16 protein-coding genes are annotated in these 16,015 nt (G+C 62.4%); 6 read left to right on the top strand and 10 right to left on the bottom strand.

Going from position 1 to position 16,015, the window contains the following annotated elements; translation table 11 throughout:
* Positions 1–8: 8 nt before the first annotated feature.
* Both NKH05_RS14865 and NKH05_RS14860 read right to left on the bottom strand, forming a co-directional pair.
* Entirely contained in the window at positions 9–1,532 is a 1,524-nt protein-coding gene (locus NKH05_RS14865) for a serine hydrolase (RefSeq protein ID WP_502904999.1), read from the bottom strand.
* A gap of 172 nt (positions 1,533–1,704) precedes the next feature.
* Positions 1,705–3,138, bottom strand: coding sequence for a coiled-coil domain-containing protein (locus tag NKH05_RS14860; protein ID WP_352481675.1), 1,434 nt, complete (start codon positions 3,136–3,138; stop codon positions 1,705–1,707).
* Between the two features lie 160 nt (positions 3,139–3,298).
* Between NKH05_RS14860 and NKH05_RS14855 the strand changes: the two genes are divergently transcribed.
* Positions 3,299–4,324: a DUF930 domain-containing protein gene (locus NKH05_RS14855; RefSeq protein ID WP_352895126.1), complete on the top strand. Its 1,026-nt coding sequence runs from the start codon at positions 3,299–3,301 to the stop codon at positions 4,322–4,324.
* Positions 4,325–4,490: 166 nt separating this feature from the next.
* A complete protein-coding gene (locus tag NKH05_RS14850) occupies positions 4,491–5,291 on the top strand; it encodes a class I SAM-dependent methyltransferase (RefSeq protein WP_023722357.1) in 801 nt (266 codons plus the stop codon).
* An 8-nt stretch (positions 5,292–5,299) separates the two neighbouring features.
* On the opposite strand, the gene NKH05_RS14845 is transcribed toward NKH05_RS14850, so the two are convergent.
* The 4 genes from NKH05_RS14845 to NKH05_RS14830 form a co-directional block, all read right to left on the bottom strand.
* Entirely contained in the window at positions 5,300–5,875 is a 576-nt protein-coding gene (locus NKH05_RS14845; protein WP_352481678.1) for a dihydrofolate reductase family protein, read from the bottom strand.
* 101 nt (positions 5,876–5,976) lie between these two features.
* Complete coding sequence (locus tag NKH05_RS14840) at positions 5,977–6,510, bottom strand: SRPBCC family protein (RefSeq protein WP_352494420.1); 534 nt, start codon at positions 6,508–6,510, stop codon at positions 5,977–5,979.
* The gene (locus tag NKH05_RS14835; protein WP_353025626.1) at positions 6,507–6,896 is read right to left on the bottom strand and encodes an ArsR/SmtB family transcription factor; all 390 of its coding nucleotides are present in this window, start codon (positions 6,894–6,896) and stop codon (positions 6,507–6,509) included. The genes NKH05_RS14840 and NKH05_RS14835 overlap by 4 nt, the downstream gene beginning before the upstream one ends.
* Positions 6,897–7,041: 145 nt before the next feature.
* Complete coding sequence (locus tag NKH05_RS14830; RefSeq protein ID WP_352855713.1) at positions 7,042–7,677, bottom strand: ankyrin repeat domain-containing protein; 636 nt, start codon at positions 7,675–7,677, stop codon at positions 7,042–7,044.
* Between the two features lie 229 nt (positions 7,678–7,906).
* Here NKH05_RS14830 and NKH05_RS14825 point away from each other — a divergent pair, with 229 nt between their 5' ends.
* Entirely contained in the window at positions 7,907–8,761 is an 855-nt protein-coding gene (locus tag NKH05_RS14825) for an aldo/keto reductase (protein WP_353025608.1), read from the top strand.
* A gap of 83 nt (positions 8,762–8,844) precedes the next feature.
* Here the strand turns inward: NKH05_RS14825 and NKH05_RS14820 are convergent, their stop codons facing one another.
* The 4 genes from NKH05_RS14820 to NKH05_RS14805 all read right to left on the bottom strand — a co-directional run bounded on the left by NKH05_RS14820 (position 8,845) and on the right by NKH05_RS14805 (position 11,761).
* Positions 8,845–10,218, bottom strand: coding sequence for an adenylate/guanylate cyclase domain-containing protein (locus NKH05_RS14820; protein ID WP_353025607.1), 1,374 nt, complete (start codon positions 10,216–10,218; stop codon positions 8,845–8,847).
* A gap of 206 nt (positions 10,219–10,424) precedes the next feature.
* Positions 10,425–10,820: an AfsR/SARP family transcriptional regulator gene (locus NKH05_RS14815; RefSeq protein ID WP_353025605.1), complete on the bottom strand. Its 396-nt coding sequence runs from the start codon at positions 10,818–10,820 to the stop codon at positions 10,425–10,427.
* A gap of 35 nt (positions 10,821–10,855) precedes the next feature.
* Entirely contained in the window at positions 10,856–11,131 is a 276-nt protein-coding gene (locus NKH05_RS14810) for an AfsR/SARP family transcriptional regulator (protein WP_353025604.1), read from the bottom strand.
* 324 nt (positions 11,132–11,455) lie between these two features.
* Entirely contained in the window at positions 11,456–11,761 is a 306-nt protein-coding gene (locus NKH05_RS14805; RefSeq protein ID WP_023722367.1) for a hypothetical protein, read from the bottom strand.
* 235 nt (positions 11,762–11,996) lie between these two features.
* Here NKH05_RS14805 and NKH05_RS14800 point away from each other — a divergent pair, with 235 nt between their 5' ends.
* The 3 genes from NKH05_RS14800 to NKH05_RS14790 all read left to right on the top strand — a co-directional run bounded on the left by NKH05_RS14800 (position 11,997) and on the right by NKH05_RS14790 (position 15,998).
* Positions 11,997–13,289, top strand: coding sequence for an Nramp family divalent metal transporter (locus tag NKH05_RS14800; protein ID WP_023722368.1), 1,293 nt, complete (start codon positions 11,997–11,999; stop codon positions 13,287–13,289).
* A gap of 734 nt (positions 13,290–14,023) precedes the next feature.
* The gene (gene msuE, locus NKH05_RS14795; protein ID WP_023722369.1) at positions 14,024–14,581 is read left to right on the top strand and encodes an FMN reductase; all 558 of its coding nucleotides are present in this window, start codon (positions 14,024–14,026) and stop codon (positions 14,579–14,581) included.
* A gap of 52 nt (positions 14,582–14,633) precedes the next feature.
* Positions 14,634–15,998, top strand: a complete 1,365-nt coding sequence (locus NKH05_RS14790; RefSeq protein WP_023722370.1) for an LLM class flavin-dependent oxidoreductase — start codon at positions 14,634–14,636, stop codon at positions 15,996–15,998.
* The last annotated feature ends 17 nt before the right edge of the window (positions 15,999–16,015 follow it).

The raw sequence follows: 16,015 nt of genomic DNA, 5'->3' as shown, positions 1-16,015 counted from the left end.
CGCGACGGCTAATCACCCTCGCGCTGCAGCGTGCCGAGATGATTGTCGTTGAGAAACTCGATGGTCACGGCCGACGCCTTGCCGTCGGGGTCGATGACAAAGCTGACGGCCGAGGGCCTGTCCGGCATCTCGGCATCGGGGAAGGTCACGAAGAGGTCGCGGTCGAAATGCTTCAGTGGATAGGACCGCGCACCGGCGGGCCCGACCTTGAGGACAAGAGCCTCTCCTTCGCCCGACACAATAGCATCGCCGATGAAGTCGTTGAAGTAACGGCCGGCATAGGCACTGGCTGGCCCGGCCGGACTTGCCGGAGAGGGCGGCACGGCATAGGTGGCCTTGGCCGCCGCAATCACCGGCCCGAACATGCCTGCATAGATATCATTCCATGCCTTTACCTTATCTTTCCCCAGCGTTCCGTCGAAGACGAGATCGGCGAAGCTGTCGGACAGTCCCTCCGGCACGCCTGTCGGAAAGGCGTTGGCGATGACGACGATGCCAAGCTTCTCCTCGGGGAAGAGCATCACCAGACTGCGTGCGCCGGTGCTGAAGGCGCCCGCATGACCCCAGACCAGCCCGTGCCGGCCGAATTCGACATTCCAGCCGAGGCCATAGAAGGCCTCGCCTCCGGAGACGGGGTTCTTGCCGCGAACCATCAAGGGAATATGTGTCTGGTCCAGCGCATCGGCGGCAATGAGTCTCTTGCCGGCGTAGGCCCCGTTGCCGAGCACAAGGCGCATCCATTGAGAGAGATCGCGTGCGGTGGAACTGACGCCGCCTGCTGGCGCCTGCGCATCCGGATAGCGCTGGACCTTCGCGGCCCAGGCGCCATCGATCTTGGCGTGGAGTTCGGCGCGGTTGGCGTGCTTGATGAAGTCCGAATGACGCGAACTGGTCGAGGCCATTCCAAGCGGACGATAGAGCTTCTCTTCGGCGATCTCTTCCCAGGGCTTGCCCGTCGGCTTCGCGGCGGCGACGGCACCCTCGGTCAGTCCGAAATTACTGTAGGAATAGCCGGCACGAAAGCTCGACGACGGCGACACAAACCGCAGGCGGCGCAGGATCTCCCCGCGGTCATAGCCAATGTCCTCGAGGTCGTCGCCCGCCGTGCCGGGAAGCCCGCTGCGGTGCGCAAACAGGTCGCGGACCGTGAGTTCGCTGGTCGGATAGGGCTCGGCGAGCCGGAAAGCCGGATCGAGGTCGGCGATCTTCGAATCCCACGAAGCAATCCCGTCGCTGACCAGCGCCGCCACGACGGTGGCGGAGACCGGCTTGGAGAGGGAGGCGATCTGGAAGACCGTGTCCGCATCGACGGTCTCCGGTTTTCCGGCTTCGCGATGCCCGAACCCCTTGAGGAAGATCACCTCGTCGCCATGCACGACGCCGATGGCCAGACCGGGCACGCTACCATCCGCGACGACGCCTTCGGCAAGTAGTTCGAGCTTCGCAAGGGCCGCGGCGATCCTGTCGGGTGGGATGGTATCGGCCGACGCCGCTTTCGGCAAAAGCACCATGATAGCGATGAAGGCCAACATCCTCCAACGGAGGTGGTTCCGCTTTATGAATAGCCGCATGCTCAGCCCCCTCCGCTTCACCGGCGTGCACTATTGCAGGCCGACGCAGGGAAGGCCAGCCTCACGCTCGACCCGCCATCCATTGACGGATGTCGGTTTCGCACCAGTCGAAATTCAGACAGCCGCGCCTGAGCTAGGATGCCGCGCGCAGGCGAAGGCGCCGCCTGCTGGCGCGGGCCTTCTCCGCCACCGCAGCGGTGATCTCGACCACGCCGTCTTCACGCGGTCTGGCGTTGGTGACCTTGTGGAGCCGCTCATAGGGCAACAGTTCCTTGACCCGGGCTTGAAGCGACGCGACTTCGGCACGCAGATCCTCGCATTCCTGCCGCTGGACGTCGAACTGTATCTGTTCGGATGCCTGCTGCAGGGAAAGCTGCGAAAAATTCGCGCTGACCGCGGAAAGGTTCATCTTGTCGCTTTCGCTCTCCTTCATGAGAGCAGACAATTTTTCCTCGGCGATTTGCTTTTCGGCCACCGCGTCGCTCGCTTGAGCCTTGAGCCTGGCGATCTCGCTGACGGCTTCGCTGTTGTGGTTCGAGGCGGCTTCCAGTCGCGATCGGAGATCCTCGATCTCAGAACGCAAGCCGGTCATCTCCGCGACACCGCGTGCAAGTTCGGCTTCCCTGTCCCCGTCCCTGATGCGGGCCGCTTCCGTCATTTCCGACAGCTTGGCCTGCGCCATGTCGAGCGATTTCTGCAGCCGCATTTCCTCTTTCTCGCTCTTGCCAAGCGCGGCCAGCAGTTCCGAAACCTGTGCGGCGTCATTGGCGTGGACAGTCGAGAGTTCGTCCAGCCTGTGCCGGGCCTCGGCCTCCCGTTTCAGCGCCTTGTCGAGGTCGATCGACAGGCTAACATGTTTCTCCCGCAGCATCTCGTTCTCGCGCGAGCGTCTGTTGGCCTCGACCGCTCTGGCCGAGAGCGTTTTGACAAGCTCGCCGAACTCGGCCTCGCGTTTTGCGCTCGCATTGCCTGCCACGACGAGCTCCAGCCTTGCTGCAGCCAGCGCGCCGCGAAGTGCTTCCTTGTCCTCGACCAGGCTCGCCTCATGCTGCTGCAGCGCCTCGATAGCGCTGTCGCGCTCGCGCTGCTTTCTGGTTGCATCGTGGAGCTGTTCGGATAGTGCTCTTTGTTGCGCGGTCAAGCTGGTATTTGCCAGCTCCAATTCGTTGGCGCGAAGAATGTCGCCGTGGAGGAGTTTCAGGAATTCGCCTGTCAGATGATGCGAGGTCGCGATCTCCGACAGTTTCGCATGGATCTCCCCAAGATACTCCTGCGCGTCGTGAAAGAGCCCATCGACCGCACTTAAGGCAGCGAGCCGGGTTTGCGTGTGGGGCGTCAGCCGTCGCGCGGTCTCGAAGGCATCCGCATTGGCCTCAAGTTGCGAGCTGTCATCCATTGCCGCGAGATTCCCATCCGACACAGTCTCATCCGGGACAGTGACGTCGTTCAACGGCGACTGATCGTCCACGTTGAGACATTCGCTAAACGCATCCGCCAAATCGGTTTCGAGCTCCTTGAACGCCCTCTCCACAGTCTCGGCACGCTTGATCAAACCTTTGAAATTCATGACTGAATATCCCTCTCGTGCAGCGCCGTTAAGGAGCGAACATTCGCCTCCCCCGAATACGGGTTCACCCCTGACCGTGCGCTCTGGCCGACGCCACGCTAGGGACAGGCTCGGCCACTGTCCTCGTGTATTTGAATGACGCGCCTCGCGGCAGTCGCCGATGGCGCGATTCGTAGCGACGGCGACAGTTCCAACGAACGCGTTGGGCGGCATCTGCTCGGCCGCCGCAAAACCGTCGAAGCTCGACATGAACCGGTTATTTCGACGTCTGGCGGCATCGGTGCTTGATGCCGCCAATATTTCATTCCACACACCGGTCACGATGACGGACGAGATACGGGATCAGCGCCAGGTGTTCAGGTGGGCCTTGCCTGCCTCCGCGGTCCTGCATTTGCTCGCCGCGGCGCTTCTGTTGTCCGCGCTGCCGGTGTCGCCCCCGCAGCCGCAGAAGGATCAGGCCATCGGGGTGGATCTGGTGCCGCCGCCCAAACCATCGGAGAAAGCCAAACCTCCGCCTCCTGCGAAACCGCCCAAGCCCGAAAAGCCGCCGGAAGCAAAGATCGAGACGCCGGCGCATCCGGAAGCCGGCCCTCAGAGGCCTGTCTTCCAATTCGGCGAGAAGGACGCTGGTCCTCGCAAGTCTCTGGACGGCAACAGTGCGGAGGATGGTTCGGAACAACCGACGGCGCCGCAAGATCCCAATAAACAGGATCTTGCGCAGCCACCTGCCGTGACTGCGGTAGACGGCAAAGACCCGGCTCCGCCGCCTGGCGCATCCGCGCCGCCTAAGCCCAAGCGAGCGGCCAAGGTGCAAAAGCCGCTGAAGCTTGAAGAAGCGAAAAGATTGTTCTCGCAAACAGCAACCGGTGATCCAATCGCGACAACCGCCATGAGAAATGTGCCGCGCCCCGATCGGATCGGTCAGCTCTGCTTCTGGGAAGTGCGCGAACAGTTGCGCCATGCTTCGCCCCCCTACTTTCCTGACGTCTTGCGTCCCTTCAGGTTGAAGGCCGGCAATATCATGCAAGTCTCCAGGACCGAGTTCCGCGCCGGCGGGCAGTGGTACGCTCTGAGCTTTCGTTGCGAGGTCGATCCGGATGCGACGAAAGTCGTGTCGTTCGCCTTCCGTGTTGGAGATCCAGTGCCAGCGCCGCGGACTGCCCGCCAAATGGGTGGCCCAGACTGATCGAGGTCGGCTCGCCGGCCGCATCAAATCTACGATGCCGGCGAAGTCTTCGCGCCCCGGCATCCGTAAGGTGGCTTTCGCCAGCAGCCGCCTCACGGTGGGACGAATGCTCGCCTGCCTTGGCAATCGCTGTGTCGAGGTTTAGCTTATGCTAAGGGAGGGTTCGATGACTTCAAGTTTCAATGTTCACCATGCTGCCGGCTATGAGCAGCTCATGGGTCGCTGGAGCCAAAAGCTCGCGCCGCTGTTCATCGACTTCGCGGGCCTTAAGGACGGCGAAAAGATCCTCGACGTCGGTTGTGGCACAGGCAGCCTGACCTTCGCGCTCGTCAAGGCCGCTGAACTCCGTGAGGTCGCCGCGATCGATTTTTCGGCCGTTTTCGTCGAGGAGGCAATCCGGCGCAACACCGACCCGCGGATAAAAATCCGCCAGGCGGATGCCTGCGCCCTGCCCTTTGAGGACGGCGCGTTTGACCGCGCCCTGGCGCTGCTCGTGCTCCATTTCGTGCCCGAAACCGGCAAGGCAGTCGCTGAGATGCGCCGCGTCGTGCGGCCGGGCGGCGTGGTCGCGGCGACCGTATGGGACCATCTCGGCGGCATGCCCGGAATGCGCATGATGATCGACACGGTGGCAGTGCTCAGCGAAGGCGGCCGCCAGCTGCGCGCCCGCTATTGCACCCAGCCGATGATGCAGCCGGGCGAAATGCAACGGACCTTTGTCGAACAGGGTCTCCGGGACGTTACGGAAACGCAGCTGATGATCCGCATGGACTACCAAAACTTCGACGACTACTGGGCGCCGATTGCCGCCGGCGAAGGGCCGCTCGGCAAGTATGTGGCCACGCTCGATCCAGAAGAGCGGGCGCGCACCGACGCCGCCATGCGCGACGCCTATGAGGCCGGCCGGCCCGACGGCCCGAGGTCCTTTGCCAATGTCGCCTGGGCCTGCCGCGGTGTCGTTGCCTGACGTTGGCGCTAGCCGATCCCGTAGACCAACCCGACGCGGCCGTCCGACAACTGCTCAACCTTGCGCAGTTCGAGCCCACGACGATTCTTCGCCGTTCCAAACAGCGCCTTTCCTTCACCGGCGAGCAGCGGATAGACGATCAGCCTGAGTTCATCCACCAGCCCGGCATCGATAAGGCTCGCGGTAATTCGGGCGCCGCCCATAAGGTAGATGTCCTTGCCGGGCTGCTGTTTCAGCGCAGCGATATCCTCGAAATTCCGCACGAAGCGCGTCTTTGGCCAGGCCGCCGAAGTCATTGTGTTCGACAGCACATAATGCGGCGTCTGGGCGGCGAAGCGGGCCCATTCGAGCTCGGCCGGCTTCGGCAATTTGCCGGTCATCGGCAGCGGCTTGTCGGGCTCGTTCTGGATGGCGCTCCAGTAGCGCTCGTAGCCAGCATACATGACGCCGCCAAGCAGGCAGGCATCGATTTGCGGCGTCAGGCCGTATTCCTCAGACCACGCATCGACCCAATCGGCGTAACCCTCGGGTCCCTCCATCTTGCCGTCGACGGAAATTTTCATTCCAGTGATCAATTTACGCATGACTTCCTCCATCAGGCTTGCGGGATGCAAGCACGTTTCGTCGGATCATCGTTGCTTCGTGTGGCTGGCGGCGACCTCAGGGATGGCCGCCGCGAGTTACATCAGGCCGGCAGGCGGCGGTCGTATTCGTCCCGCAGGCGGCTCCAGCCGTCCCAGAACGAGGTCGGTGTCTTACCCGCCAGGCGGGCGGCCAGCAGGTCGAGGTGCACGTGCCAGCCGGCGGTGATGTTGAGCTGGATTGCACGTTCCGGCAGGCGCCGATGGACGACGGTGAGCAGCACATCGCTACCCTTCGCCTCCAGCAGGAAGGAGACGCCGCCGGTATTTCCCCAGGTGATGGAAAGCTTGCGCGGCGGATCGAGTTCGGTGATCCGGCCCTCCATCCGATGCTCTTCGGGGAAGCCCGCGGGGCGCTGGCCAGGCGGGTCGGTCAGCTCGTCGTTACGCCAGACGAACTCGAACGAGCTGCCGGCCTTCATTTCCATCTGGCCTGCGGCCATCCATTGCCGTCGCAAGTCACTCTCGGTGAGATAGGCCCAGACGCGCTCGATGGGGCCGGGCAAAAGGCGCTGGATGGTGAACGTGGCGGGCTCGGTCAGCTCGCCATAGGCGCCGATGGTTCTCATCTGGTTCATTGCTCGTCTCCTTCTTTCGGATTGGGCGATTTCCTGGGCTCATCCTGGGCTTTGCGTGCGCCCTCTTCGCGAAGAAGGCGTTCGAGAACATCGAGACGACCGGTCCAGAAGCGCTCGTAGAAGCTGAGCCACTGATGGGCGCTGGCCAGCGGTCCAGGGGCTAGTCGGCACAGATGCGTGCGGCCCCTCACCTCTCGACGAATAAGCCCTGCGTTCTCCAGCGCCTTGATGTGCTTGGAGGCGGCCGCGAGCGACATCACGAAGGGTTCCGCCAGCTGGCTTACCGTTTTCTCGCCATCGGCGAGATCGCGAAGCATGTGCCGGCGGGTGGCGTCGCCAAGGGCGTGAAAAACCGCGTCCATCTGAGATGTCTCTAATTCAACCATGTAGTTGAATATAGACGCACGCTTTGAGATAGTCAACCGTTTGGTTGAATAATTCATGTGAAGCGTTGCGGGGCTGTTTGCGCCATCGAGCGCGTCGACGTGACGGGAGATACGGACGCGCCCCGCGACAGGAAGGGCGAGGCCCTTATTTGCCGTCGAAGAAACTGTGGATCGCGGCTTCCAGCTTTTCGATAAGCTGAGGGTTGTGGCAGCTGCCAGCCCAGATCAGGGCGTTTAGCCTCATCTCCTTGTTGATAAAGCTCACTTTCCCAGAATCCAGCAGGTACTCCGCGATCTCGTAGTGCCGCCCCTTGATAGTCTCGATGAGCGCGTTGTTTCTCCCCGTCTTGTCGGTCAGATTTACTTCCGCGCCATTCTCCACGAGCAACTTGACGACTTCGAGATGCCCGTTCTTCGCCGCCTCGATTAGAGCGGTTCTGCCGTAGTAGTCAGCTCGCGCGTTGATCTCTATTTGGGGGTGTCTCACCAGGGCTGAGATACACGCATAATGTCCCTTGGCGGACGCAAGGCTCAAGGGCGTGCTCTTCCACTTGTTTCTGGAATTCACGTCGATTTCCGGGTCTTCGATCAGCGCCTCCACCACAGCTGTGCGGTCATTGAGGGCTGAAAGGTGAAGTGCAGACCAGCCGCCATCGTCCGGCTGATTGATATCGGCGCCAGCCGCCAATTCCGATCGAACCGCCTCCGCATCGCCTTTTTCTGCCGCGACCAGCAGAGGCGACCAGTCTCTTGCCCCTCCGGCTTCCAAGCTGTTGGTCAACGCAGTCGCCTCCTCGGATAGTCGACAGAATACCACATTATCGGCAATAGTGGCGGCTCCTGTACTCAAGTCCAATGGGTCAAAAGCTGGAACGCTGTCGGCCCGAACGGACATCGAGATCAGCGCTTCACGTCCGTTTCCTCACATTCTCCTGATATTGACTCGCTTTGCCGGCCATCCGGACTAGATAGAGCCTGCGCCGGGCGGAACGATGCAGAAGGACCTGAACATGCCTGAACAGATTACCCTGAATAGACCTGAACAGATCAGATTGAACGACGGCTCCGCCATTCCGCAAATCGGCCTCGGCGTGTGGCAGGTCGATCCAGCCATCACCGCCAAGGTAGTGCGCTGGGGAATCGAGGCCGGCTACAGACTGATCGACACCGCCGAAGGCTATCAGAACGAGGAAGGTGTCGGGCAGGCAATCCGCTCGGCCGGCGTGCCGAGAAGCGAGTTGTTCATCACCTCGAAACTGCGCAACGGCGCCCATCAGCGCGACGCCGCCTTGCGCGCCTTCGACGAGACGATGAGCAAGCTCGGCATCGAGCAGATCGACCTGTTCCTGATCCACTGGCCGGTGCCCAGCCAGGACAGATATGTCGAAGCCTGGAAGACGCTGGTCGAACTCAGGCAATCAGGCCGGATCAAGTCGATCGGCGTTTCGAACTTCAACCAGGACCATCTCGAACGGATCATCGGCGAGACCGGCGTCACGCCTACCGTCAACCAGATCGAGCTCCACCCCCGCTTCCAGCAGCGTGACAAACGCGAATTTCATAACAGGCACAACATCCGCATCGAGAGCTGGAGCCCGCTGGGCAGCGGCCGGCTGTTGAGCGATCCGACGCTTGAAAGCATTGCCAGGAAACACGGCAAGTCGGTGGCGCAGACGATCGTCAGGTGGCATCTTCAGGAAGGGCTGATCGTCATTCCAAAGTCGATCCACCAGGACCGCATCGCCGCCAATTTCGACGTCTTCGATTTCGAGCTGGAAGCGAAAGACCTCGAGCTTATCCGGGGCATGGATTCGCCCGACGGCCGCACCGGCCCAAACCCCGCTACAGCCGCATTCCTGTTCTGAGGGCCGACAGTGAAGCTGCCGATCTCCCCCCTTGTTGTGGGGGAGATGTCCGGCAGGACAGAGGGGGGCGCTGTCCCGCCGGCCTATTGAACTCTCCGGCTCATATCCCAACCCAGTGGGACCTCAGGCAGCCGGTTCATTGACGGAAAAAGCTGCAGGCTGCCGGGAACACCTGCAAGCTCCATCTCGCCATGCTCTTCAAAAGCCAGGCCGGAACCGGCCACGAGATCACGAACCGTGCGCGACGCGATGATCTCGCCCGGTCCGGCAACGTCGAGCAGATGTGATGCCAGTTGAATTGCAACACCGGTGAAGTCGTCTCCGCGCCTTTCGCATTCGCCAATATGGACTGCCGCGCGAACCTGAAGGTCTAACCTCTTCATTCGACGACGGACCGCGATTGCACATTGGATCGCCCGCGTTGGTCGCAGAAATACCGCGAGAAACCCGTTTCCGGTGCGGCTGATTTCCTGACCGTTAGCAAGATGCAATTCGTTGCGTATCTCGTCGTCGTGTCGCTGCATCAGATCGCGCCGCGCCCGGTCGCTAGCGTTGACGGGAGCCGGCGGCAACCCGACGATTTCCATGTGCAGCACCGTCACAAGCACGCGCTCGCTCGACGTTGCCGGCAGCGAGCCGGTGACAAAAGCCTGGATCTCGTCGACCAAACGATCGGAATTCTCCCCCCAAATTACGTGATCACGGCCGGCAAGCTCAATGTATCTGGCGCCTTCGATATGCGTTGCCAGGTAGCGCCCCTCTTCCGGTTTTACCCAGCGGTCGCCCGCCGTCTGCACGATCAGTGTCGGGACGTGAACGGTTGGGAGAAGAGCGCGAACATCGATTTCAGTGCCCCAGCGCCAGAGCGCGACCGCGTCGGCAGGCGAGGCTGAATTCCTAAGATACGCGGCGAACCATTCTCTCTCGAAACTGTCGTTCATCAGGCTGGGCGCGGCGTTGCTCATGTCCGCCGGCTCCCCCCACTGTCTCTCGACGGCGGTCAGATCTTCTTCTACCTGCTCGCTTGTCCTTGCCCATGGATAATCCGGCGACCATCGGCCGCTGGCATAGGTTCCGTTGAGCACGACAGCCGCTGTTCGTTCGGGATAGGTCGCCGCGAAAAGCATGCACATAGGCCCCCCTTCGGAGCTGCCGAACAGAACCGTTCGCTTTGATCCGACCGCATCCAACACCGCTCGCATGTCTTCCATCCGCTCTTCCAGCGTTGGCAAACCAACATTGCGATCGGACAGTCCGGTGCCTCGCTTGTCCATACGGATCAGGCGGGCAAAGGAACCGAGACGCTGGAGCATATGCGCCAGCCGCGGCGATGACCAGGCAAGGTCGAGGTTGGAGACCCACCCAGGCACATAGATCAGGTCGACCGGCCCGTCGCCGGTTACCTGATAGGCGATGTTGATTCCGGCCGATTTGACATAGTGGGTCGCGGGGCGCATCGGCTCGGCCCGGGACGCCGGCCGCTCACCTGTTCGGGCTGCCGACGTTGGCGGTGTCTGGGAAGGCGACACCGAGGCGGCTATCCGGGTAGTGGCTTGCGGCGTCACGCGGCGCGTCCGCAGGTCATCATAGAGTTGCCGGGTCTCCGGCTCGGGCTGCAAGCGGAGCTGCAGTTGCAGCACATCACGGCAGCGCTCATACTGTTTCAGCGCGAGCGGCCCTGGGCGGCATAGGTCCGCATCAGGGCTCGGTGGATATCCTCCCGTAAGGGCTCCAAAGCCAGCAGGCGCACCGCCGCCCGCAGGCATGATGGAAGATCATTCGTTGCCGAATAGTGCGCGACGAGCTTCTCCAGCATGATGGTTGCGATTGCCCTCAATCGCTCGCGCTCCACTCTGAGCCAATCTTCGAACGGCTCCTCCTTCAGGCCGAACCCGTCCAGGAGGTCGCCACGATAGACGACGAGCGCTTGCTCGAGTTGCTCCGGGTCGGAGCCGGCGGCCAGCGACTCGAACCGCGCGACGTCGAAATCAAGATCGTCGAGATTGAGCGTAATGCTGTCGCCGTCGCTCAGAAACCTTTCGCCATCGGATGCGCCCATTCCTTTCCTTATGGCGGATAGGGCCTGTCGAAGGTTCATTCGGGCCTGGGTTGGCTGTTGCCGCCCCACAAAAGCGCGGCGAGCTTCTCGCGCGATTGGGAGTGTCCGGATTGCAGGGCGAGATAAGCCAGCATGGCGCGAGCCTTGCGGCTGAAAACCGGGGCCACCGCTCCTCCGGCAAAGTCAAAGCCGCCTAACAGACAGAGATGAGGGTGCGCCATCGGATCCGCCACAGCCACAGCTTCTTTGCAATCCTTTCCTGTACTTGCCTCTATTTCAACCGTCATTTCGCCCGGCCTGGTGTTTTTCACGAATCCTTCACGCTGGCTCCACCGCGTTTCTCACGACGCAGGGAAGACAAGTGTCGGGAGACTGGTATCTCAGGAGGACGCTGTGCTACCCCCGACGGAATGGCCCATCTGGCATGATGTTTCAAGGCAGGACCCGCAGCCGCGCGGCGGGCCACTGCGCCACGACATTGCGCTCGCGCGCTATCTTGAGAACCAGCGGGCCCGCCGGGCGTCAATGATCCAGGGGTTCGATTTCCGGGCCGCCGCGGACAGCTTGCGCGCACTTTTGGCGAATGCGGGTAGCCGTGGATATCGGCTCTTGGAGGTCCTGGGCATTCGGCCCTTTCATATCCCCGAGCCATCCACCAGCGGCACATCTTCGCCTTCCCACGGGCTCGGCATCGATCCCTTGCTGAGATTGGCCGACGGCAGCGGCATCCAGCACTTCAGTTCGGGTTCGGCATATTCGACGATGCGTCCCGGCGAAGAATCCGAAGCGCGCCAGCCTTCGCTGCCGAACTGATCGGCGCGGGCCCAGTAGGCCATGTCGACCTCGGCCGGCCCCTGTTCGGAAGGCCGAACCGTGACAAGGATTCTGCTGCCGTCCCTTGGCGCGCTCGACATGTGGCGCCACTGATCGGGCTCGTCCATTGCACTTCCTCCTGCGATCTTCGCCTCGCGCGGATAGTCGCTTCGCGTTCGGAAGCGGTCAACCCGAACTTTTTTGCCTGGGGCAAAACCCTGCCCCGTCGTTGCGGAACAAGTCATGGCACGCCGGGTTTGGGCAAGTTGTTGAAGGAGGCAAAATGAGACCAGCGCCCCGACCGATCCTTAGCATTGTTCCATGGCAGGCCGCGCCTTTCGTTCCCCACCCGGTCCGATCGCAATGAGGCAGGCCGGTTCCGATCGTTCCACTCCACCGGAGGAGGGTAAAGGCGGCATAGGCCGCGCGCTCGGCCTCGGCCTGATAACAGGGGCGGCCGACGACGATTGTTCCGCGATAGGCACCTATGCCAGCGCCGGCGCCCGTTTCGGACCCGACCTGCTTTGGACGGCTCCGGTGACGTTGCCGATGATGTACGCGGTCGTCTACCTGTCGTCGAAGCTCGGCCAGGTATCGGGGCGCGGATTGTTCCACGTCATCAAGGACTTCTACCCGCGGTGGCTGCTCTGGTCGGTGCTTTTGGGTGTGCTCGTCGGCAACACCATCGAGGCAGCGGCGGATCTCGGTGGAATGGCCGCGGCGATCAACATATTCGTGCCGCTTCCCATTCCGCTGATCGTGCTGTTCGTCGCCGCCCTCATCTTCGCCCTCCAGGTCTTCGGCTCCTATACTTTGATCCGCAACATCTTTCGCTGGCTGGCGCTGGCGCTGCTCGCTTATGTCGGTGCCGCCATTCTGGCCAAGCCGGACGCCGCGGCGGTGCTGCGCGGGACGCTGCTCCCCAGGATCGAATTCAACCGTGAGTTCCTGTCGATCCTGGTCGCCATCATCGGCACGACGCTGTCCGCCTATCTCTACACGTGGCAGTCCAATGAGGAGGTCGAGGAGGAGATTGCCCAGGGGCGGACAACGCTCAGGGAAAGGAAGGGCGCCACCGACAGCGAACTCCGTCGCTCTCGCCGGGACATCCTCATCGGCATGATGTTTTCAAATCTCATCATGTATTTCATCATCTTGTCGACGGGTGCTACGCTCTACAAGGCGGGCCACCACGATATCGACACGGCCGCGCAGGCGGCGGAGGCGCTGCGGCCGCTCGCCGGCCAGGCCGCAAGCGTTCTGTTCGCCGCAGGCGTGATCGGCGTCGGTTTCCTCGCGGTTCCTGTCATGACCACCGGCGCTGCCTATGATGTGGCGCAAGCCATCGGCTGGAAAAACAGCCTGCACGCCCGGGCTCGAGAGGCGCCCAAATTTTATCTCGCCATCGGATTTTTTACCGCGATCGCCGCCGGCCTCAACTTCCTTGGCTTCAATCCGATGAAGGCGCTGGTCTGGTCCGGCATCGTTCAAGGCTTCTCGACGCCGCCCTTGCTGCTGCTCATCATGCTGATGACGAACAACCGCAGGATCATGGGCGACCAGGTGAACAGCCGCAGCACCAACATACTCGGTTGGGCAACGACCGCCGCTATTTTCTCGGCGACGATCGGCCTGGTGGCAACCTGGTTCATGTGATCCGGCGGAAGCAAAGCGATGCCGACGGTTGGATTACCCGTTCCCGCTTGCGGATTGTCCCAGCTTTGCCGGTCTTGGAAATTCCACAACGTCGCCCGTGGGCCGCTTGTATTGCGCCGCGACAATTGCATCGATCAGGAGATCCAGAGCCGCACGAGCCGTGCGGCTCGTCTCGTCCTCGCCGCTCAAATAATGGCAGGCTCGTTCGAGGTGGAGGTGTGCGGCGGCAAAGTCGCTTGTCATAGGCTTCTCCCTGTTGCCCGCCGGCCGGCAAGATGACCGCCTCGATTTACCCAAAAGCAAATATCCACAGCCGGATTTGAATCAAATTGGCCTGACTCGCCACATGCCGCGGAGCCCACCAGCACCTTGGCCTGTGCCCGCGCCGCGTCCTCTCCGAGGGCCGCTAGGCCATCCAGGATCGTGGCATCAGGACATGGTTCCCCGACGTCGCGCCGGAGCGCCCGAGGGCGACTTGCCTGATATGTCCGGCCGGCTGTTCATGCGCTTCTGTCCGACGCGCTGCGCTATCGCGGCTGCAGGCGCTGCAGCGATCTTTCAGCGCGGTACGGCGCGTTGAATGAACCAATTGCGGGCGATGTGCAGCAAACTCAGTTCGCTCATCGCCCTGCTTTTGAAATTTTCTCGCTCTTTTAATTATACAAAATCTCTAGACTTAAAATAGATCGCTAGGCCCAAGATCTTAAAATAGAGCGCTTGAGAGGGAGCCAGGAATGTCGAAAAAGCTTGTGGTGGGGCTGTCGGGCAACTTGACCCGGCCATCGAAGACCAAGGCGTTCGTCAGCCACATTGTCGGGCAGGCCGCCGAAAGCATCGGCGCAGCCTCGGCCGTCTTCGACATCGAGGATCTCGGCGCGTCCCTGCCGCAGGCAAGGCGCCTCGGCGACCTCGACCCGGCGGCGCGCAACATCGTCGAACGGCTGCTGGGCGCCGACATCCTGGTGGCCGGCTCGCCGACTTTCAAAGGCAGTTATACCGGGCTTTTCAAGCACTTCTTCGACCTGCTCGACCCGTCATCGCTGAGGGGCAAGCCCGTCATCCTCGCCGCGACCGGCGGCGGCGAACGCCATTCGCTGATCGTCGAGCACCAGCTGCGGCCGCTGTTCGGCTTCTTCGAGGCGCTGACCGTGCCGACCGCGATCTACGCCTCCGACAAGGATTTTGCCAATGGCGTGCTGGTGTCGGACGCGATCCATGCCCGCGCCCGGCAGGCGGTCGCCGAGGCATGCCGGGTAACCGGAGTGCCCTATCGCGTCGGCCTTGCCGCCTGAACGCACCACTGACCCGAGATCCCCTCCCCGACCAATCCACGAGCACGCCGCGATGACCAGGTCCAGCAAATCCAGGCAAATCAAACTGGGCGCTTTCCTGCCCGGCGGCGGACAGCATATCGCCGCCTGGCGTCACCCCGAGGCGCCGGCCGACGGTGCCACCAATTTCGAGTTCCACAAGCAGCTTGCCCTGACCGCCGAGCGCGGCCTGTTCGACGCCTATTTCCTCGCCGACAATCTGACGGTCGGGCTCGGCGCCCGCGAAGGCGGCAATGCCAAGATCGCCGGCTTCGAGCCAGTGACGCTGTTTGCAGCGCTGGCGCCGCTCACCACGCATCTCGGCTTCATCGCCACCGCCTCGACCACCTACGAGGAGCCCTACACGCTCGCCCGCAAATTCGCCTCGCTCGATCATCTGTCGAATGGCCGCGCCGGCTGGAACGTCGTCACCTCGGCCGGCGACGAAACCGCGCGCAATTTCAATCGTGATACCCAGCCTGCCCACGCCGAGCGCTATACCCGCGCGCATGAGCATGTCGAGACGGTCAAGGCGCTGTGGGACAGCTGGGAGGACGATGCCTTCATCCGCGACAAGAAATCGGGGCGCTTCTACGACAAGGACAAGCTCCACGACATCGACCACAAGGGCGCGCATTTCAGCGTCAAGGGTCCGCTCAACGTGCCGCGCCCTGTGCAGGGGCACCCGGTGGTGGTGCAGGCGGGGCAATCGGAGGACGGCCGCAAGCTCGCCGCCCACTCGGCGGAAGTCATCTTCACCGCCCATCAGAACCTGGCGTCGGCGCAGGAATTCTACCGCGACATCAAGGCCCGCGTGGCGGCCGTCGGCCGCGATCCCGAGCAGGTGCTGATCATGCCCGGCGTAGCACCCTTCGTCGGCCGTACCGAAGAAGAAGCGCGCGCCAAATACCAGCAGCTGAACGATCTCATCCTGCCCGAAGACGGCGTCGCCCTGCTCAACGGGCTGGCAGGCCAGACGCTCGACATCAGGGGCTATCCGCTCGACGGCCCGCTGCCGCCGAGCAAGGAAACCGAAGGCATGAAGAGCCGCCAGGCGCTGATCCGCCAGATTGCCGACGAGCACAACTTCACCATCCGCCAGCTCTACCAATGGGTGGCGACGGCCCGCGGCCATTACACCGTCATCGGCAGCGCAGTGCAGGTCGCCGACCAGTTGGAGGAATGGTTCGGCAACGAAGCCGCCGACGGCTTCAACATCCTGCCGCCCTGGCTGCCCGGCGGGCTCGACGACTTCGTCGAGCTGGTGATCCCCGAACTGCAGCGCCGCGGCCTGTTCCGCACCGCCTATGAAGGCAGGACGCTGCGCGAGAACCTCGGCCTCAGGCGGCCTGAAAACCCGTGGACCGCCGCCCGCTCGGCCGTGCTGGCCGCCGAATAATCCCGAGAAGCCCACTA

It is taken from the genome of Mesorhizobium sp. M1399 (assembly GCF_040317735.1).
Classification (GTDB): domain Bacteria; phylum Pseudomonadota; class Alphaproteobacteria; order Rhizobiales; family Rhizobiaceae; genus Mesorhizobium.
The sequence above is the reverse complement of the archived record's forward strand: the minus strand, read 5'-3'. Positions and strand labels throughout refer to the sequence as shown.

Excerpts from the sequence above, each read along its gene's own strand:
- NKH05_RS14840 (WP_352494420.1), bottom strand. The coding sequence starts at position 6,510 with ATGAACCAGATGAGAACCATCGGCGCCTATGGCGAGCTGACCGAGCCC.
- NKH05_RS14825 (WP_353025608.1), top strand. The coding sequence starts at position 7,907 with ATGCCTGAACAGATTACCCTGAATAGACCTGAACAGATCAGATTGAAC.
- NKH05_RS14835 (WP_353025626.1), bottom strand. The coding sequence starts at position 6,896 with ATGGTTGAATTAGAGACATCTCAGATGGACGCGGTTTTTCACGCCCTT.
- NKH05_RS14815 (WP_353025605.1), bottom strand. The coding sequence starts at position 10,820 with ATGGGCGCATCCGATGGCGAAAGGTTTCTGAGCGACGGCGACAGCATT.
- NKH05_RS14820 (WP_353025607.1), bottom strand. The coding sequence starts at position 10,218 with ATGCGCCCCGCGACCCACTATGTCAAATCGGCCGGAATCAACATCGCC.
- msuE (WP_023722369.1), top strand. The coding sequence starts at position 14,024 with ATGTCGAAAAAGCTTGTGGTGGGGCTGTCGGGCAACTTGACCCGGCCA.
- NKH05_RS14860 (WP_352481675.1), bottom strand. The coding sequence starts at position 3,138 with ATGAATTTCAAAGGTTTGATCAAGCGTGCCGAGACTGTGGAGAGGGCG.
- NKH05_RS14845 (WP_352481678.1), bottom strand. The coding sequence starts at position 5,875 with ATGCGTAAATTGATCACTGGAATGAAAATTTCCGTCGACGGCAAGATG.
- NKH05_RS14800 (WP_023722368.1), top strand. The coding sequence starts at position 11,997 with ATGAGGCAGGCCGGTTCCGATCGTTCCACTCCACCGGAGGAGGGTAAA.
- NKH05_RS14790 (WP_023722370.1), top strand. The coding sequence starts at position 14,634 with ATGACCAGGTCCAGCAAATCCAGGCAAATCAAACTGGGCGCTTTCCTG.
- NKH05_RS14865 (WP_502904999.1), bottom strand. The coding sequence starts at position 1,532 with ATGTTGGCCTTCATCGCTATCATGGTGCTTTTGCCGAAAGCGGCGTCG.
- NKH05_RS14805 (WP_023722367.1), bottom strand. The coding sequence starts at position 11,761 with ATGGACGAGCCCGATCAGTGGCGCCACATGTCGAGCGCGCCAAGGGAC.
- NKH05_RS14855 (WP_352895126.1), top strand. The coding sequence starts at position 3,299 with ATGGCGCGATTCGTAGCGACGGCGACAGTTCCAACGAACGCGTTGGGC.
- NKH05_RS14850 (WP_023722357.1), top strand. The coding sequence starts at position 4,491 with ATGACTTCAAGTTTCAATGTTCACCATGCTGCCGGCTATGAGCAGCTC.